Here is an 18,782-nt window from a genome sequence, read left to right as displayed (position 1 = left end):
TTAAAAGCTACAATGATGAAAGTTTCAGATCCAATTATCTTTGGCGCTATCGTTGAAGTATATTTTGCTGATCTTTTCAAAAAATACGAAACTTTATTTGCAGAATTAAATATTGATACAAGAAATGGTTTAGGTGATATCTATGCAAAAATCACAGGAAGACCTGAGCAGGCTGAAGTTGAGGCTGACATTACGAAAGCTATCGAAAACGGACCAGCTTTAGCAATGGTTAATTCTGATAAAGGAATTACAAACTTACACGTTCCATCTGATGTTATTGTTGATGCTTCTATGCCGGCAATGATCCGTACTTCTGGACAAATGTGGAACAAAGATGGTAAGGCACAAGATACAATTGCAGTTATTCCAGACCGCTCTTATTCTGGTATTTATACAGCAACAATTGATTTCTGTAAAAAACACGGTGCTTTTGATCCTAAAACAATGGGAAGTGTTCCTAACGTTGGATTAATGGCTCAAAAAGCAGAAGAATACGGATCTCACGATAAAACTTTCCAAATACAAGGTGATGGTGTTGTTCGTGTTGTTGATGCAAACGGAACTGTTTTAATGGAACAAAACGTTGAAACAAACGATATTTTCAGAATGTGTCAGGCAAAAGACGCTCCTATTCAAGACTGGGTTAAACTAGCTGTAAACAGAGCTCGTTTATCTCATACTCCGGCTGTTTTCTGGTTAGACGAAAACAGAGCACATGATAGAGAATTGATCGTAAAAGTTCAAAAATATCTTAAAGATTACGATACTACAAACTTAGACATCCGTATTTTAAACCCGGTTGCTGCTACAGAATTTACTTTAGACAGAATCATCAAAGGTTTAGATACTATTTCTGTAACAGGAAACGTTTTACGTGACTACCTTACAGATTTATTCCCAATTTTAGAACTTGGAACTTCTGCAAAAATGTTATCTATCGTTCCTTTAATGAACGGTGGTGGATTGTTCGAAACTGGTGCTGGAGGATCTGCTCCAAAACACGTTGAGCAATTTACAGAAGAAGGATATTTACGTTGGGATTCATTAGGAGAATTTTTAGCTCTTGGTGCTTCATTAGAGCATTTAGGACAAACTTTAGACAATTCTAAATCTATTGTTTTAGCTGAAACTCTTGACGAAGCAAACGATAAATTCTTGGCAAACGATAAATCTCCAGCTCGTAAAGTTGGACAAATTGACAACCGTGGTTCTCACTTTTATCTTGCATTTTACTGGGCTCAGGCTTTAGCTGCTCAAAATAAAGATGCAGAATTAAAAGCGATCTTTACTCCTATTGCTGCAGAATTTGAAGCAAACGAAGCTAAAATCGATGAAGAATTAATTGGTGCACAAGGAAAAGCTCAAAACATTGGAGGATACTATCAGCCAACTCCTGAGTTAGTAAGCAAAGCAATGCGTCCTAGTGAAACATTCAATGCAATTATTGCAAAAATAAAATAAGAAATGCACGTTGTGTATTTTTAAAATATAGACAAAAAGGGCAGCTTTTATAAGCTGCCCTTTTTTATTCTTAACTAATGTTTAACAATAGTTGGACTGTAATATATAGTAAGAATTGTTAACTATGTAACTCAAAACCAAAAAGATGATTACAAAAAAGATTAGTTTCCTTCTTATCATTATTTTTACCACACTTCATTCTTTTTCTCAGGATAAATTTACGCTAAGCGGTACTATTAAAGATTCTAAAAACAACGAAACCTTAATTGGTGTCAATATTTATATTCCGGCTTTAAAAATAGGAACTACAACAAACGAATACGGATTTTATTCTATTACAGTTCCTCGCGGCGAACATCAAATCGAAATTAGTTATGTGGGGTATCAAACTATTCAGCAAACCATCACTTTAAACCAAAATACCAAAAACAATTTTTCCATCAGCGAAAGCGGCGAAGAACTTCAGGAAGTTGTCATTACAGATAATAAAAAGAAAATAAATATCAAATCGCCAGAAATGAGCGTTAACAAACTCTCCATTTCAACTATAAAAAAAATGCCGGTAGTTTTAGGCGAAGTTGATGTTCTTAAATCTATTTTATTACTTCCGGGAGTTACAAATGCAGGCGAAGGCGCTTCTGGATTTAATGTTCGCGGCGGCGGTGCAGATCAGAATTTAATTTTGTTGGATGAAGCAACAATCTTCAATTCCTCTCACGTTTTTGGTTTTTTCTCGGTTTTTAATCCCGATGCCATTAAAGATTTAAAATTGTATAAAGGCGGAATTCCAGCGAGATTTGGAGGAAGAGCTTCTTCTGTTTTAGATATTTATCAAAAAGACGGAAGCAGTAAAGATTTTCATATGAACGGAGGAATTGGTTTAGTTTCAAGCCGATTGCTTCTGGAAGGTCCAATTGTAAAAGACAAAGGTTCTTTTTTAATTGGCGGAAGAGGATCTTATGCCCATTTATTTTTAAAACTTTCAGAAGACAACAAAGATAATTCTGCTTATTTCTACGACTTAAATGCTAAACTGAGTTATAAATTAAACGACAACAACAATTTATATTTATCGGGATATTTTGGCCGAGACGTTTTCAGTTTAAATAAAAGCTTTACTAATATTTACGGAAATTCAACTTTAAACCTGCGTTGGAATCATTTATATTCTGATAAATTATTCTCTAATTTATCCCTTATTTACAGCGATTATTATTACGGACTGGACTTGGATTACGTTGGTTTTAAATGGGATTCGGGAATTCAGAACTATAATATCAAATACGATTTCAAACATTATATTTCAGATAAATTCAAACTGAATTATGGTGTAAACGGCATTTACTACGAATTCAATCCGGGAACTATTATACCAAGTAATACTACTTCTGGAATTAATCCTGATCAATTGGATAAAAAATATGCTTTTGAGCCTTCGATTTACTTAGATGCCGAAAATCAGCTTTCGAAGAGAATAACACTGGCGTATGGATTGCGTTACAGTTTATTTTATCGTTTGGGTTCTTCAACCATCAATTATTACGACAATAACAATCCGGTAGTTTTCAATTCAGATACAGAGGTTTATGAAAAAGGAATTCCAACTTCAACAAAATATTTCGGTAAAAATAAAGTAATTCAGGATTACAATAATTTAGAACCAAGACTTTCGATATCCTATCAATTAAATGACGATCAATCCATAAAAGCGAGTTACAATCGTATGGCGCAGTATCTTCAGTTAATTTCAAACACTTCATCACCTACTCCGCTTGATGTCTGGATACCAAGTGACAATTATATTAAACCTCAAATTGCAGATCAGGTTGCTTTAGGATATTTCCGAAATATCAAAGACGGCGCTTATTCGCTGGAAGTTGAAACGTATTACAAAAAAATACAGAACAGATTAGACTATATTGACGGTGCCAATTTAATTGCCAATAATGCCATCGAACAAGTTATCCTGAACGGAAGAATGCGTGCTTATGGTTTAGAAATAATGGTTAAAAAAAATGAAGGTAAATTCAATGGCTGGGTTTCATATACTTTATCAAAATCAGAACAGCAAACGCCTGGAAGAACTCCGGAAGAAATTGGAATCAACAACGGGCAATGGTATAGTACTCCTTACGACAAAACACATAATTTGGCGATAACGTCTGCTTATAATTTAAACGAAAAATGGTCTTTTGGGGCTAACTTCGCTTTGCAATCCGGGCAGCCTGTTACGTATCCGAACGCACAATATGAATATTTAGGAATTACAGTTCCGAGTTACGGCCTTCGAAATAAAAATCGTCTTCCGGCTTATCATCATTTAGATGTCTCGGCAACTTTAACGCCGCGAAGTAATAAAGGCAGAAACTGGAAAGGCGAATGGGTTTTTAGTATTTATAATTTGTACAACCGAAGCAACGCAGCCTCAATCAATTTTAGGCAAAATTCTGATACAGGTTTAAATGAAGCGGTACGATTATCCATCTTCGGAATTGTGCCGGCAGTTAGTTATAATTTCAAATTTTAAAAATTCATTTCTGTCAAGAAAATAAAAAGATATAGTATGAAAAAAGTAATTACATTAATCGTCTTATTTACATCGGTTTTCTTCACAAGCTGTGAAGATGTTGTAGATGTTGAACTGGATACTGCTCCTCCAAAATTAGTTATCGAAGCGGCCATAAACTGGCAAAAAGGTACCACAGGAAAGCAGCAGGCTATAAAATTAACAACAACTACTGGTTATTTTGAATCGATAATTCCAACAGTTTCCGGAGCTACTATTTATATTAGAAACAGCAAAAACGTACAATTTAATTTTACCGAAGTTCCAAAAACGGGACGTTATCTCTGTAATAATTTTGCACCGGAAATTAACGAAACGTATACACTAACCGTTATCAGTGGCGGAAATACCTATACAGCTTCTGAAACTTTAAAATCTGTTGCACCAATTACGCATATTGAACAAAACAACGAAGGCGGATTTACAGGAAAAGATATCGAAATAAGAGCTTATTTTAACGACCCTGCTGATGTAGACAATTTCTACTTATACAAATATGTGTACTCTAATAAAGTTACCTCTAATTTTTATGTTGATGAGGATAAGTTTTTTCAGGGAAATGAATTTTTTAGTGTTTCTGATGATGACGAACTTAAAGCCGGAGACGAATTAGAAATAACTCATTTCGGCATTTCAAAGCAATACTATAATTACATGAATATTTTGGTAAGTATTGCCGGCAGTAATGTTGGCGGTCCTTTTCAATCGCCGCCTGCAACCGTAAAAGGAAACATTATCAATACAACCGATAAAGCAAATTATCCTTTAGGTTATTTTTCGTTAAGCGAAAGTCAGACAAAAAAATTCAAAATAGAATAATAAAATATGGAAGCCAGAATTGAAACTTTAGCCGAGAAAAAACTAATCGGACAATACATTGAAATGTCATTTATCGAAAACAAAACATTTCAATTGTGGAGTAATTTTATGCCAAAAAGAAAAGAAATCAAAAATACAATTAACGAGAATTTATATTCGCTCGAAGTGTTTTCTGATGATCATTTTGATAACTTTGATCCAAGTAAAACTTTTCAAAAATGGGCTGCTGTAGAAGTCGAAAGTTATGACGAAGTTCCGTCAGAAATGGAAACTTTAATTATTCCAGATGGTTTATATGCCGTTTTTATACATTATGGGCCTGCTTCAGAAGGGCATAAAACGTATCATACCATTTTTGCAGAATGGCTTCCGAATTCAAAATACACCGTTGACGACAGACCGCATTTTGCCGTTATGGACCATAAATACAAAAAAGAAGATCCAGAATCAGAAGAAGAAATCTGGATTCCGATAAAAAACAGAGATTAATCAATTGTCTATAAATTATTCATTTTAATTTTTAACTAAAAAAACATGTTAATCGAAACACTAAAAATACTTTTTAATAGGGATTTAAATAAACTCAAATTTGAAATTGAATCCTACGAATTCGAAAAACAAATTTGGGCTGTAGATAAAAACATTTCAAATTCTGCCGGAAATCTTACGTTGCATTTAATTGGAAACATCAATACTTATATTGGAGCCCAAATTGGAAAAACTGGATATATTCGAAATCGTCCTTTAGAATTTTCCTTAAAAGATATTCCAAAATCAGAATTAATCGATAAAATCGAAAATACAATTATAGTTGTAAATGACGTACTTGATATTTTAACCGAAGAAGATTTAAGTAAAATATATCCTGAGATTGTTTTTGAAAAAGAAATGTCAACCGGATTTTTCTTAGTTCATCTTTCAACACATTTAGCGTATCATGTTGGGCAGATCAATTATCATAGAAGATTGCTGGATATATAATATTTAGCCACAGATTTCACAGATTAAAAAGATTAATCATTTGAATCCTTTTAATCTGTGGCAAAAAAAATCTAAAATCTAAAATCTGCAATCTAAAATTCTAACCGTATCTTTGCAGCACATTCAAAAAAACTCACATGTCATCACACCATATAGTTCGAGACGATCAGGAACCAGCTTTAATAATTGCAAACGGAGCGGCCTGCGATCCTGAATTATTAGGACAATTGCTAGAATGGTCTCCACTAGTTATCGTTTTAGATTCGGCAATAGAAAGAGTTATTGAATTAGGCATTAAAATCGATGTTCTTTTAGGAGATTTTGACGAAGGTTTTGATCCCGAGATTTATAAAACTTCACAATATCCACTCGAAATAGTTCACACTCCAGATCAGGATAAAACCGATTTAGAAAAAGCTTTTGATTATTTAGTTAAAAGAAAAATTCCTGCCGTAAATGTAGTTTGGGCAACCGGAAGACGTGCAGATCATACGATTACCAATTTAACCAATATTGTTCGTTACAGAGATTTACTAAAAATTGTAATTCTTGATGATCATTCAAAAATCTTTTTGCTTCCAACAAAATTCGAAAAATGGTATACTGCTAAAACTCCAATTTCATTAATTCCGATTGGTGTTGTAAACGGCATTTATTCTACCAATTTACAATATCCGTTGCAAAATGATACTTTAACAATGGGTTACAGAACTGGAAGCAGCAATTCTGTAGCAAAAGACGGTTTGGTTACTATAAACCACACAAATGGCGATTTGTTATTAATGGAATGTTTTGATTAAAGAGCCGAAGGCTCGGTTTATATTGTAGGGCCGGATTTCAATCCGGTTTACGCAAAGATTCCCATTAAACACATCATTCTTACGGAATTCTGAATCCCAAAAAAGGAATGTGTACCTTTGCATCGAAATAAATCAAAATGAAAGCAGAAAACAATTCCCAAAAAGACAATTTACATCCAAGAAATCTACATCGTTCCAGATATGATTTTGAACTTTTAATTTCAAATTGTCCCGAATTAAAAGCTTTTATTTCCATCAATAAATACGGAATCGAAACTGTTGATTTTGCTAATCCAAATGCGGTAAAAACTTTAAATAAAGCTTTACTGCAAACCTATTATGAAATTCAAAACTGGGATATTCCTAAAAATTATCTTTGCCCGCCAATTCCAGGCCGCGCCGATTACATTCATTACATAGCTGATTTATTAGCAGAAACGAATAACAATCAAATTCCTGAAGGAAATTCTGTTTTAGGATTAGATATCGGATCGGGTTCAAATTTAATCTATCCGATATTAGGAAATTCAATTTACAACTGGAGCTTTGTTGCGACTGATATTGATAAAAAAGCAATCGAAAACTGCAGCAAAATTATTGAAGCTAATCCAAGATTAATCGATGCAATCAGTTTACAACAACAAACAGAATCCCGATTTATCTTTAAAAACATTATAATTCCCGAAGACCGATTTACATTCACAATGTGTAATCCGCCTTTTCATGCATCGGCAGAAGAAGCCAATAAAAGCACTTCGAGAAAAGTTTCCAATCTAAATCCAAAAGAAAAAAGAAACACAAATCCAGTTTTAAACTTTGGAGGACAAAATGCTGAATTGTGGTGCAGCGGCGGTGAAATTGGTTTTGTAACACAAATGATTTATGAAAGCGCAAAATATGCTTCGCAAGTTTTGTGGTTCACTACTTTAGTTTCTAAAAAAGAAAATCTTTCTTCGATTTACAAAACTTTGAAAAAAGTAAATGCTTTTGAAGTTAAAACAATTGAAATGTCGCAAGGGCAAAAAAATAGCCGTATTGTAGCGTGGAGTTTTTTAAATAATATGGAACAAAAATCTTTTAAAATTTAAAATTAATCCTACAAAATAAAATTTATTAATTTTTTATTCTTATATTTGCATCGTTAAATAGGTAATTCCTGAGTCAACGTGGCGGTGAAACATCTACCATAAATGTATTCTAAATACATCGTTTTTAGGGTCTATTTTTAAAAATACCAAAGGGCTTCTCAGCCCTTTTTTTTATGGCATGAAAATATACATTGATGAAAGTGGAGATTTAGGATGGAGATTTGATAAACCGAACAGATATGGTGGGTCAAGTAAATTTATTACAATTACCGGTATAGTTATATCCAGTGAAGAAGAAAAATATATTTCCCGCTTTATTTCTGAAATTTATAAAAAATATAATCTAACTCCTAACATAGAGAAAAAAGGAGCTAATTTTCTTCCTGAACATTGTGCTTTTATTACTTCCCAAGTAACTAATAAGATAATTGCCAAGAGCAGTTCTTTTAAAATTATTTCAATCACAGTAAATAAATCGAAAGTCTTTGAATCGCTGCGAAAGGATAAAAATATCTTTTACAATTATGTACTTGGTTTATTGCTTAAACCCGAAATCATTAAATATGATAATGTAAAGATTGTTTTAGACAAAAGAACTATAAAAGTTAGTCATGGAGAGAGCTTTCCAGACTATATAAAGACAGAAATCTGGGGAAATGGAATTAATATTGATATTTCGTGTGAATTCTTAGAAAGTACAAATAATAAAATGATCTGGTTTGCAGATTGGTATGCTAATTTTGTATGGAGAAAACATGAAGACAATGAATCCAGTGCTTATGATATTCTAACAAGTTTTTCAAAAGAAAGATTTTTAGAAAAGAAATTGTATTTCTAAAAAATATTAAGTGCAAAATTGAGATCAAAGAAACCTATCTATTTGATTTTCAATTAAATTATTAGTTTTGTATTATAGTTTTAAATAATTAAATATCAAAATCATGGCAGAATATATTGGTTATCTTGCTTCCTTTTTTATTGTTGGAGGGTTTTTACTAAAAGATCTTAAAACAATACGGCTCATAAACTTATTTGGGTGCATTTGTTTTGTAGTTTACGGCATCTTTTTAAAAGATTACAGAGATTTTAGTCAATGGCTTTTACCGATTATTATTCCAAATGCAATTTTATCATTTGTTCAGATATATCATTTGACAGCCAAAAAAGCATAACAGATTGTAATTATGATATTTTAAAACAAAATTCTGATACAGTTTCTGTTTTCTATAATCGTAACTTTAAGTTCAAATTGAACTTATTACCATGTCAAAATTATACTCCAGATTAGCAATTCTCTTATTTTTAGTCACAAGCTGTGCTTCAACCAAAAAGGCAAAATTTGAAGATTATGTTTTTAAAACCAAAAGCGAAGAACAAAAATATGAAACCGCTTATAACAAGGCTTTAAAACTTTGGGATATTCCGTATACCGAAGAAAATGTAAAAACAAGTTTTGGAACTGCACATGTTATTATCACCGGACCAAAAAACGGAAAAGATTTAATTTTACTCCACGGAATGGACGCCAGTTCCACAATGTGGTATCCTAACATTAAAACTTTAGCCAAAAATCACCGCATTTATGCCATCGATTTTATAATGGAACCGAACAAATCCCACTTAACTGCAAAACCACTTTCATCAGAAGAAATTGTCATTTGGTACAACGAAATTTTCGATCATTATAAATTAAAGAAATTTGATATTATCGGAGCTTCCCGCGGCGGCTGGATTGCAACATTATTGGCAACGCAAAAATCAAATTCAATAGACAAAATTGTTTTATTGAGTCCGGCGCAGACTTTTAAATTTATAGATAAACCCAGAAAAACATCATCGGCTTTAATGTTAAAACTTTTTCCTAGTGAAAAGAAATTCAGCAAAACATTAAAAGCATTTTCTACACATCCAGAAAAAATAAGTCCTATCTATAACAGGCAATTCTATTTGGCTAATAAATACGCCAAATCAAATTCGAGTATGTTAAAAATGACGCCTTTTTCAGATAAAGAATTAGAATCAATCAATAATCCTGTTTTGGTTTTAATTGGTGATAAAGATGTTATTAATTCTGAAGAAAGTTTAGAGCGTGCACAAAAGCACTTAGCCAACAGCAAAACAAAAATCATAAAAGATGCTGGGCATTTTTTGACTATTGATCAGCCAAAAATCATAAATGAGGCCGTTATTGATTTTTTAGAATAAGATCATTTGCCACGAATTCCACGAATTTCCACGAATTAATTTTTCTATAATTCAATTAAATAAATTAGTGAAAATTCGTGGAATTCGTGGCGAACTTTGTATAATGCAATATAGTTTTTCTACCGATATTTAATCTCTACGAGATATGCTTAATGGCAAATTATTTACTGGAAAAATTATCTTTTAGCTATTAAATTTGGTTAAAAAAATCAGTTGTTTCTTAAAATTAATTCGAAAAAATTATCTCGTAGAGATATACTTAATGGCTAATTATTTATTAGAAAAATTATTATTTGGCTCTTAAATATGATCAAAAAAATTGATTTATATCTTAAAATTGATTCAAAAAAATATCTCGTAGAGATTAAATATCGGTAGAAAAAATGGTTATCGTATTTTAAAATTGTCCCGTAGGGACTATACAAATCACCGACTTTTTTATCTTTTTTATAGCATTCAAACTTTGTATCTTTACAAAACCAACTTTTCATCAGTAACAAATGAATTTCCAAGTATCTTCAGAATATAGTCCAAAAGGAGACCAGCCGCAAGCCATACAAAAACTAGCACAAGGTGTAGTCGATGGAGAAAAATACCAAACATTATTAGGAGTTACAGGATCTGGTAAAACATTTACAGTAGCCAATGTTATTCAGGAAGTACAGCGTCCAACCATAGTTTTGGCACATAACAAAACTTTGGCAGCGCAGCTGTATTCTGAATTCAAACAATTTTTTCCGAATAATGCGGTTGAATATTTCGTTTCTTACTACGACTATTATCAGCCAGAAGCTTTTATGCCTGTAACAGGAGTTTTTATTGAAAAAGATTTATCTATCAATGAAGAACTCGAAAAGATGCGTTTAAGCACCACTTCTTCCCTACTTTCCGGGCGACGTGATGTTTTAGTTGTAGCCTCAGTTTCGTGTTTATACGGTATAGGAAACCCTGTTGAATTTAAAAAGAATGTAATTGAGATTAGCAGAGATCAGGTTATTTCGAGAACTAAATTACTGCACAGTCTTGTACAAAGTTTATACGCCAGAACTGAAGCCGATTTTAATCCGGGAACTTTTAGAATTAAAGGCGATACAGTTGAAATTTATCCAAGTTATGCGGATGACGCTTACAGGGTACATTTTTTTGGAGATGAAATTGAAGAAATAGAATCTTTTGATGCGAAGAATTCCCAAGTAATTGAAAAATTCAAAAGACTGACTATTTATCCTGCCAATATGTTTGTGACTTCGCCAGAAGTACTGCAAGGTGCAATTTGGGAAATCCAGCAGGATTTAGTAAAACAAGTAGATTATTTTAAAGAAATAGGCAAACATTTAGAAGCCAAACGTTTAGAAGAAAGAACCAATTTCGACTTAGAAATGATTCGTGAATTGGGTTATTGCTCCGGAATTGAAAATTACTCCCGTTATCTTGACGGAAGACAAGCCGGAACAAGGCCTTTCTGTTTATTAGATTATTTTCCAAATGATTTTTTAATGATTGTTGATGAAAGTCACGTTACGGTTTCGCAGGTTCACGCCATGTACGGAGGTGACCGCAGCCGTAAAGAAAATTTGGTTGAATATGGTTTCCGTTTACCAGCTGCAATGGACAATAGACCTTTGAAATTTGAAGAGTTTGAAGCCATACAGAATCAGGTAATTTATGTTTCGGCAACACCTGCAGATTACGAATTACAGAAATCTGATGGTATTTATGTCGAGCAGATTATTCGTCCAACGGGATTATTAGATCCGGTTATTGAAGTGCGCCCAAGTTTAAATCAAATTGATGATTTGATTGAAGAAATTCAGGTTCGCTGCGAATTAGACGAAAGAGTTTTGGTGACAACTTTGACTAAAAGAATGGCCGAAGAATTAGCCAAATACTTAACTAAAGTCAGTATTCGATGCCGTTATATCCACTCTGAAGTGGATACTTTAGAACGTATCGAAATCATGCAGGATTTACGAAAAGGTATTTTTGATGTTTTAATTGGAGTAAACTTACTTCGTGAAGGTTTGGATTTACCCGAAGTTTCGCTTGTAGCAATTCTTGACGCCGATAAAGAAGGTTTCTTAAGAAATTATCGTTCTTTAACCCAAACTATTGGTCGTGCGGCAAGAAACTTAAATGGTAAAGCGATTATGTATGCCGATAAAGTTACAGCGAGTATGCAGCGAACAATCGACGAAACTAATTATAGAAGAACAAAACAAATCAATTTTAATGTCGAAAATAATATAACGCCACAGGCATTAAACAAAAAAATAGAAAGTGCTTTTACTAAAAATCCTTTAGTAGAATACGAATTAGGTCATACTTTATCAATTGCTGCAGAACCTGAAACGGCATATATGTCTAAAGCTGATCTTGAAAAAATGATTCGTGAGAAACGAAAATCAATGGAAAAAGCAGCTAAGGAATTAGACTTTATGCAGGCTGCCAAACTGCGTGACGATATTAAAAAACTACAGGAACAATTACCTTAATTGTGTTGTTCCTGAAAAACTCTTAATAAAACTTTAGGCTCTATCATGGCGTTTGGAGCCTTTTTCATTAAATCTAAAATGCGTTTTACTGCACCTGGGTTCAATCCCATTTCAATTGCAATCTGTTGAATGCCTATTGCCTCTTTTTCATGTAAAATTCCATCGCAGTGCATAATCAAAGCCAATCTGTAAAACTGCTGAATACGTTGAAATTCTGATTTTACAACTACTGGTTTCGTTTCCTGATGAAATAAATCATGAAAAACATCAAAATCAATCTTTAATTCCTGAGCAACATGCCATATAAAATCGTACTCTCTTTTATGCAATTGCCCATCAACTGTAGAAAAGGCGATCAATTCTAAAAGTAAACTTTTCTTTTGTGCTTCGGTATTCATCAATTTATTATTTTTAGCTAAAATATTGCTTTTAAATTAAAAATACAAAATCTAATGATGAGGGGATTTTTCATATTTATATTTCTTTGGATGATTTCCGGAAATGCACAAAGTACAGCTTCAAAAAACGTATCAACTTTTACGATTGAAGCACCTCAGCTAAAAACCACAAAAAAAATCTGGATTTATCTTCCTGAAAATTATTCGGCTTCATCCAAAAAATACAGCGTGATTTATATGCACGACGCTCAAAACTTGTTTGATGCTAAAACTTCTTATGTGGGCGAATGGAATGTCGACGAAAAACTTGATAGTTTAAAAGCGCAGGTAATTGTTGTTGGAATTGAACACGGAAATGAAAAACGTATCGAAGAATTAACGCCTTTTAAAAATGAAAAATACGGCGGTGGAAATGCCGATAATTATTTAGAATTTATCGTAAAAACATTAAAACCTTATATCGATAAAAGCTACAGAACCAAAACAAAAGCTAAGAATACAATCATTTTTGGAAGTTCACTTGGCGGTTTGGTTTCTTATTACGGGGCTTTAAAATATCCCGAAGTATTTGGTAAAGCCGGAGTTTTTTCGCCTTCATTTTGGTACACAAATGATATTTTCACTTTTACAGAAAAGATACCAAAAATTAAAACCAAATTTTACTTTTTATGCGGTGATAAAGAAGATGAAAATATGGTGAAAGACATGACCAAAATGGAAAAATTATTAGACACAAAGCGTTGTTACTGTCTTCATCTGACCAAATCTAAAGTTGTAAAAGGCGGCGAACATAATGAAAAATTGTGGCGGGACGGTTTTGTAAAAGCGGTTCTTTGGCTTAATTATTGAGAAAAAATATAAAAAAAAATAGCACAAAAATCATGAAACTAATTTTAAGAGAATATAACCTAAAACTAAAACACACTTTCACGATTTCAAGAGAATCTATTGATTTTCAGCCTTCGCTGATTGTTGAATTGCAGAGTGATGGTTTTTCGGGTTTTGGAGAAGCAACTTCAAATCCGTATTACAAAACAACTGTTCCAATGATGATGCAGGATTTAGAAAAAATCAGAAGCATTATTGAAAATACGGAAGATGAAACTCCAGATGCATTTTGGGGAAAAATTCATCCTTATTTAAAAGAGGATATGTTTGCACTTTGTGCTTTAGATTTGGCTTATAATGATTTGTATGCTCGTAAAAAAGGCAAAAAGTTATACGAATTATGGAATTACACAACTGAAAGAAATCCTCTTACGGATTACACTATTGGAATTGCTTCTATTGAAAAAATGGTTTCAAAAATGCAGGAACTTCCCTGGCCTATTTATAAAATTAAATTAGGTACCAAAGAAGATATTGCCATCGTAAAAGAACTTAGAAAACATACGGATGCTATTTTTAGAATCGATGCCAATTGCGGCTGGGGCGTTGAAGAAACGATAAATAATGCCGTTGAATTAAAAAAGCTGGGTGTTGAATTTCTCGAACAACCTATGAAAGCAGACAACTGGGAAGCGCATAAAGAAGTTTTTAAACATTCTGTTCTGCCTATTATTGCCGATGAAAGCTGTATTATTGAAGAAGATGTAGCCAAATGTCACAATCATTTTCACGGAGTAAATGTCAAATTGGTAAAATGCGGCGGTTTAACCCCTGGAAAAAGAATGATTGAAGAAGCTAAAAAATTGGGATTAAAAACAATGGTAGGCTGTATGACCGAATCTACTGTTGGAATCTCTGCGATTGCTCATTTATTACCTCAGCTTGATTATGTTGATATGGATGGTGCGTTACTTTTAGCACAAGATATTGCAACCGGAGTAACCATAAAAAATGGTGCTGTGAGTTATTCTGAACTTAACGGAACCGGAGTTACACTTCTATAAAAATGATAGTAGAAAAATTTCCCGATCGAATTATTGAAATTGACCAAGAACAGTATTTGTATTTTGGCGGAACTGCTTATTTAGGATTGCCAACCAATAAAAAATTTCAGGACTTGGTGGTTAAGAACATTCTTAATTGGGGAACTACTTACGGAAGCTCCAGAACTGCCAATATCAAATTAAGCGCTTATGATAGTGGCGAAAAGTTTTTAGCTGCTCACATAGGTTCAGAAAGTACGGTTACAGTTTCCTCAGGAATGCTGGCTGGAAAATTGGTGATAGATTTAATGAAAAAGCAAACGGATTGTTTTTTTCATTTTAATGATACGCACAATGCAATCAGAATCGAAAATAGTCTTCCGTTATTCGTTAATGACAAATTAAATGAGCGTCTATTAGATTCAAAACGGGAGAAAATAGCGATTCTTACCGACGGTGTTCCTACTTTTGAAACAAAGCCTGCTGATTTATCATTTTTAAAACAAATTCCAAATCATAAAGAAGTTACTTTAATTTTAGATGAATCGCATTCTTTTGGGATTTTAGGCAAAAATGGAGCAGGAATTTATTCCTCAATTCAATATCCTGTTAAAAGAAAAATCATGGTTTCTTCTCTGGGAAAAGCTTTCGGATTAACCGGAGGAGTAATTGCCGGCGATTTTGGATTTATAAATGAAATTAAAGAAATGGAAACTTTTACAAGTGCAGCGGGAATGAACCCTGCTTTTGTACAGACACTTTCTGATGCTGCAGAAATTTATACTTTGCAGCACATCAAACTGCTGGATAATTTAAAGTATATAGATTCGATTTTAATCAAAAACACCAATATCAAGTTTGATAAGAACTATCCTTTGATTTATCTTTTATCAAAGGAATTAGTTGAAAAATTAAAAACTGAAAAGATTATTATTGCCAGTTTTAAATATACTAAAAACGCTGAACCACTAAATCGAATTGTAATTACAGCAAATCATCTAAAAGAAGATTTAGATAAATTTGCCGCAGTTTTGAATTCATAGCCATTATTAAGATTGCCACGAATTTACTTCGTCTGTTCGCTATCGCTCGAGTCACTAATTTCCACGAATTAATTTTTATGCTTTTTGCCACAGATTAAAAAGATTTTAATGATTTTTTTAAGCAATTTATAAATCCTAATAATCTTTTTAATCTGTGGCAAAAAAAAATTAGTGTAAATTAGTGCAATTCGTGGCAGAAAAAATAAATAGCCCGAATTGTTTTTAAACCGTACCTTTGCAAAAAATAAACGATGACAAATAACGATATACTTAAAAAACTTCGCGTGGCTTTGATGCTCCGTGATGACCAAATAGTTGAGATTTTAGAATTAGTAGATTTTAGAATTTCAAAATCAGAATTAGGTGCTTTTTTCAGAGCCGAAGACCATGAAAATTATATGGAATGCGGTGATCAGGTTTTAAGAAACTTCTTAAACGGATTGGTAATTCATTTAAGAGGAACTAAAGAAAATCCTAAAAATCCGAATGATGTTTTAGCAAAACATAAAGCAGAGATTCCGAAGAAAGAAACTTCTAAAGAAAGACCTGAGTTTAAAGCTGCTCCAAAAGATTCTGAAAAATACAGAGGTGATCAAAGTTCGTCAAAGTCAGGTTCATCAGCTGGAAAACCTAAAAAGAAAGCATTCCCTAAAGGAAATGGAAAATCATCAGTTGTAGAAAAAGTGGTTTACAAAAACGGTAAGAATAAGAAATAATCAATATTGTGATATCATAATTTCATAAAATCCCTTCGAATATTCGAAGGGATTTTTTATTACACATCATTATCGTAGAGACGCACAGCAGTGTGTCTATGTCTCGTGAATCCATAATGGGAAATACGTTGCGTAGACGCACTGCTGTGCGTCTCTACGATATACTTTATCTTAAAAAAATATTCTCAAACGGAATGTGTTTTGACATAATCACAAAAAAATCCCTCCGAATATCGAAGGTATCTTTTATTACACATCATTTATCGTAGAGACGCACAGCAGTGCGTCTACGTCTCGTGAATCCATAATGGGAAATGCGTTGCGTAGACGCACTGCTGTGCGTCTCTACGATATGCTTTGTCTTAAAAAATATTCTCTTACGGGATATTTTTAACATATCACAAAAAAAATCCCTCCGAATATCGAAGGGATTTTTTATATAAATTGATTTCTTATTTAATTAAGAAAGAGCAGCTTTAACTTGGTCAGCAGCTTCTTGGAACTGAACAGCTGATAAGATTGGCATACCAGAATTGTCAATTAATTCTTTTGCAATTTCAGCATTTGTTCCTTGCAAACGAACAATGATTGGCACTTTAATAGCGTCACCCATGTTTTTGTAAGCATCAACAACACCTTGAGCAACACGGTCACAACGAACGATTCCTCCGAAGATGTTAATTAAGATAGCTTTTACGTTTGGATCTTTCAAGATAATTCTGAAAGCTGTTTCAACACGTTTTGCATCAGCAGTTCCTCCTACGTCAAGGAAGTTAGCAGGCTCAAAACCAGCGTATTTAATTAAATCCATAGTTGCCATTGCAAGACCAGCTCCGTTTACCATACATCCTACAGTACCGTCAAGATCTACATAGTTCAAACCTACTTCTTTAGCTTCAACTTCAATTGGATTCTCCTCACGGATATCTCTCATTTCAGCATATTTAGCTTGTCTGTATAAAGCGTTATCGTCGATATTCACTTTAGCATCAACAGCTAAAATTTTGTTATCAGATGTTTTTAAAACCGGGTTGATTTCAAACATAGAGGCATCAGAACCAATGTAAGCATTGTATAATGCATCGATGAATTTCACCATTTCTTTAAAAGCATTTCCAGAAAGACCTAAGTTAAAGGCAATTCTTCTTGCTTGGAAACCTTGTAAACCTACAGAAGGATCAACTTCTTCAGTAAAGATTAAGTGAGGAGTGTGCTCAGCAACTTCTTCGATATCCATTCCACCTTCAGTAGAATACATGATCATGTTGCGTCCTGTACCTCTATTCAATAAAACAGAAACATAAAACTCAGAAGTTTCACTTTCACCAGGATAGTAAACATCTTCAGCAACTAAAATTTTGTTTACTTTTTTACCTTCAGGCGGAGTCTGAGGTGTGATCAATTGCATTCCGATGATTTGTTCTGCTAACTCTTCAACTTGCTGTAAGTTTTTTGCCAGCTTAACTCCACCACCTTTTCCACGACCACCTGCGTGAATTTGTGCTTTTATTACGTGCCATCCTGTACCAGTTTCGGCAGTTAATTGTTTTGCAGCAGCTACAGCTTCAACCGCATTGTTAGCCACAATTCCGCGTTGAGTGCGTACTCCGTAACTTGCTAAAATTTCTTTTCCTTGATATTCGTGTATGTTCATAATATAGAATTTGTCTGGTTCTGAATTTAGTTCAGAATAAAAGTCGGACAAAAGTAACAAAATACAACTTAAAAGTAAAATCTTTTTCTATTAAAAAATGACACTTATAGGTATTAAACGTTTATTCTTTCGCAACGCAAAGAAATAGTTAACTAAACAATTTGTTAAAGTTAACTCAAAACCACTAAAACGTTTGATATTTAACAAAAACATCACCGTATTTATTAGCCTTGAGACGATTTTTCTTAATATATTTTAATTTGGATTATCATTTTATCATTTCGCAATGGTTAATATAATATTATTATCAATTAAGAAGCCTTTTTCTAATATTACAACAAAAATGTAAGCGAAAGTATAATTTCACTACATTATGTTTAACGAAATCTTTATTTTTGTAGAAAAAATATCAAGAATGAAAGTTAAAGAACAAGGGCTTTATCTGCCTGAATTTGAACACGACAATTGTGGTGCAGGATTTATTTGTAATTTGAATGGTATTAAATCAAATGATATTATTCACAAAGCATTAGACATCTTAATTAAATTGGAACATCGTGGTGCCGTTAGTTCTGATGGAAGAACTGGAGACGGGGCGGGAATATTATTTGATATCCCTCATGATTTTTTTAAGAAAGTTTGTGACTTTGAAATCCCAGAAACGCGTGAGTATGCAGTAGGAATGGTT

General features: G+C 33.1%; 18 protein-coding genes. 16 read left to right on the top strand and 2 right to left on the bottom strand.

Annotation, left to right across the window (positions count from 1 at the left end; translation table 11 throughout):
- The 11 genes from B3C18_RS17380 to uvrB all read left to right on the top strand — a co-directional run.
- On the top strand, positions 1 to 1,461 hold a 1,461-nt coding region (locus B3C18_RS17380), incomplete at its 5' end, for an NADP-dependent isocitrate dehydrogenase (protein ID WP_291149409.1).
- A 145-nt stretch (positions 1,462 to 1,606) separates the two neighbouring features.
- Positions 1,607 to 3,988, top strand: coding sequence for a TonB-dependent receptor (locus B3C18_RS17375; RefSeq protein ID WP_291149407.1), 2,382 nt, complete (start codon positions 1,607 to 1,609; stop codon positions 3,986 to 3,988).
- Positions 3,989 to 4,024: 36 nt separating this feature from the next.
- Positions 4,025 to 4,846 carry a DUF4249 domain-containing protein gene (locus B3C18_RS17370; protein ID WP_291149404.1) on the top strand — a complete coding sequence of 274 codons (822 nt, stop codon included), beginning with the start codon at positions 4,025 to 4,027 and terminating at the stop codon, positions 4,844 to 4,846.
- A 6-nt stretch (positions 4,847 to 4,852) separates the two neighbouring features.
- Positions 4,853 to 5,335 carry a GyrI-like domain-containing protein gene (locus B3C18_RS17365; RefSeq protein WP_291149402.1) on the top strand — a complete coding sequence of 161 codons (483 nt, stop codon included), beginning with the start codon at positions 4,853 to 4,855 and terminating at the stop codon, positions 5,333 to 5,335.
- 45 nt (positions 5,336 to 5,380) lie between these two features.
- Positions 5,381 to 5,827: a DinB family protein gene (locus tag B3C18_RS17360; RefSeq protein WP_291149399.1), complete on the top strand. Its 447-nt coding sequence runs from the start codon at positions 5,381 to 5,383 to the stop codon at positions 5,825 to 5,827.
- Positions 5,828 to 5,964: 137 nt separating this feature from the next.
- Positions 5,965 to 6,627: a thiamine diphosphokinase gene (locus B3C18_RS17355; RefSeq protein WP_291149397.1), complete on the top strand. Its 663-nt coding sequence runs from the start codon at positions 5,965 to 5,967 to the stop codon at positions 6,625 to 6,627.
- A gap of 137 nt (positions 6,628 to 6,764) precedes the next feature.
- The gene (gene rlmF, locus B3C18_RS17350; RefSeq protein WP_291149394.1) at positions 6,765 to 7,715 is read left to right on the top strand and encodes a 23S rRNA (adenine(1618)-N(6))-methyltransferase RlmF; all 951 of its coding nucleotides are present in this window, start codon (positions 6,765 to 6,767) and stop codon (positions 7,713 to 7,715) included.
- Positions 7,716 to 7,893: 178 nt separating this feature from the next.
- Positions 7,894 to 8,553 (top strand): DUF3800 domain-containing protein, encoded by a 660-nt coding sequence (locus B3C18_RS17345; RefSeq protein ID WP_291149391.1) that lies wholly within the window; start codon positions 7,894 to 7,896, stop codon positions 8,551 to 8,553.
- A 103-nt stretch (positions 8,554 to 8,656) separates the two neighbouring features.
- A complete protein-coding gene (locus B3C18_RS17340) occupies positions 8,657 to 8,887 on the top strand; it encodes a uroporphyrinogen decarboxylase (RefSeq protein WP_291149389.1) in 231 nt (76 codons plus the stop codon).
- Between the two features lie 91 nt (positions 8,888 to 8,978).
- Positions 8,979 to 9,920 (top strand): alpha/beta fold hydrolase, encoded by a 942-nt coding sequence (locus tag B3C18_RS17335; protein ID WP_291149386.1) that lies wholly within the window; start codon positions 8,979 to 8,981, stop codon positions 9,918 to 9,920.
- Between the two features lie 500 nt (positions 9,921 to 10,420).
- Positions 10,421 to 12,412, top strand: a complete 1,992-nt coding sequence (gene uvrB, locus B3C18_RS17330) for an excinuclease ABC subunit UvrB (RefSeq protein WP_291149385.1) — start codon at positions 10,421 to 10,423, stop codon at positions 12,410 to 12,412.
- On the opposite strand, the gene B3C18_RS17325 is transcribed toward uvrB, so the two are convergent.
- Positions 12,409 to 12,810, bottom strand: coding sequence for an excinuclease ABC subunit B (locus B3C18_RS17325; protein WP_291149381.1), 402 nt, complete (start codon positions 12,808 to 12,810; stop codon positions 12,409 to 12,411). The genes uvrB and B3C18_RS17325 overlap by 4 nt on opposite strands.
- Before the next feature lie 57 nt (positions 12,811 to 12,867).
- On the opposite strand from B3C18_RS17325, the gene B3C18_RS17320 reads away from it, so the two are divergent.
- The 4 genes from B3C18_RS17320 (at position 12,868) to B3C18_RS17305 (ending at position 16,440) form a co-directional block, all read left to right on the top strand.
- The gene (locus tag B3C18_RS17320) at positions 12,868 to 13,659 is read left to right on the top strand and encodes an alpha/beta hydrolase (protein WP_414655353.1); all 792 of its coding nucleotides are present in this window, start codon (positions 12,868 to 12,870) and stop codon (positions 13,657 to 13,659) included.
- Between the two features lie 32 nt (positions 13,660 to 13,691).
- Positions 13,692 to 14,702, top strand: coding sequence for a dipeptide epimerase (locus tag B3C18_RS17315; RefSeq protein WP_291149377.1), 1,011 nt, complete (start codon positions 13,692 to 13,694; stop codon positions 14,700 to 14,702).
- A gap of 2 nt (positions 14,703 to 14,704) precedes the next feature.
- Positions 14,705 to 15,724 (top strand): aminotransferase class I/II-fold pyridoxal phosphate-dependent enzyme, encoded by a 1,020-nt coding sequence (locus B3C18_RS17310; protein ID WP_291149375.1) that lies wholly within the window; start codon positions 14,705 to 14,707, stop codon positions 15,722 to 15,724.
- Between the two features lie 251 nt (positions 15,725 to 15,975).
- On the top strand, positions 15,976 to 16,440 hold the full coding sequence (locus tag B3C18_RS17305; RefSeq protein ID WP_291149372.1) for a DUF1456 family protein: 465 nt from the start codon (positions 15,976 to 15,978) through the stop codon (positions 16,438 to 16,440).
- Positions 16,441 to 16,900: 460 nt separating this feature from the next.
- Here B3C18_RS17305 and sucC read toward each other — a convergent pair whose 3' ends face one another.
- Positions 16,901 to 18,094: an ADP-forming succinate--CoA ligase subunit beta gene (sucC, locus tag B3C18_RS17300; protein ID WP_073487296.1), complete on the bottom strand. Its 1,194-nt coding sequence runs from the start codon at positions 18,092 to 18,094 to the stop codon at positions 16,901 to 16,903.
- 415 nt (positions 18,095 to 18,509) lie between these two features.
- Between sucC and B3C18_RS17295 the strand changes: the two genes are divergently transcribed.
- On the top strand, positions 18,510 to 18,782 hold a 273-nt coding region (locus B3C18_RS17295), incomplete at its 3' end, for a hypothetical protein (protein WP_291149370.1).

The sequence above is a fragment of the Flavobacterium sp. UBA7680 genome, assembly GCF_002482975.1.
Classification (GTDB): domain Bacteria; phylum Bacteroidota; class Bacteroidia; order Flavobacteriales; family Flavobacteriaceae; genus Flavobacterium.
This window is presented reverse-complemented; position numbering and strand designations above follow the sequence as displayed.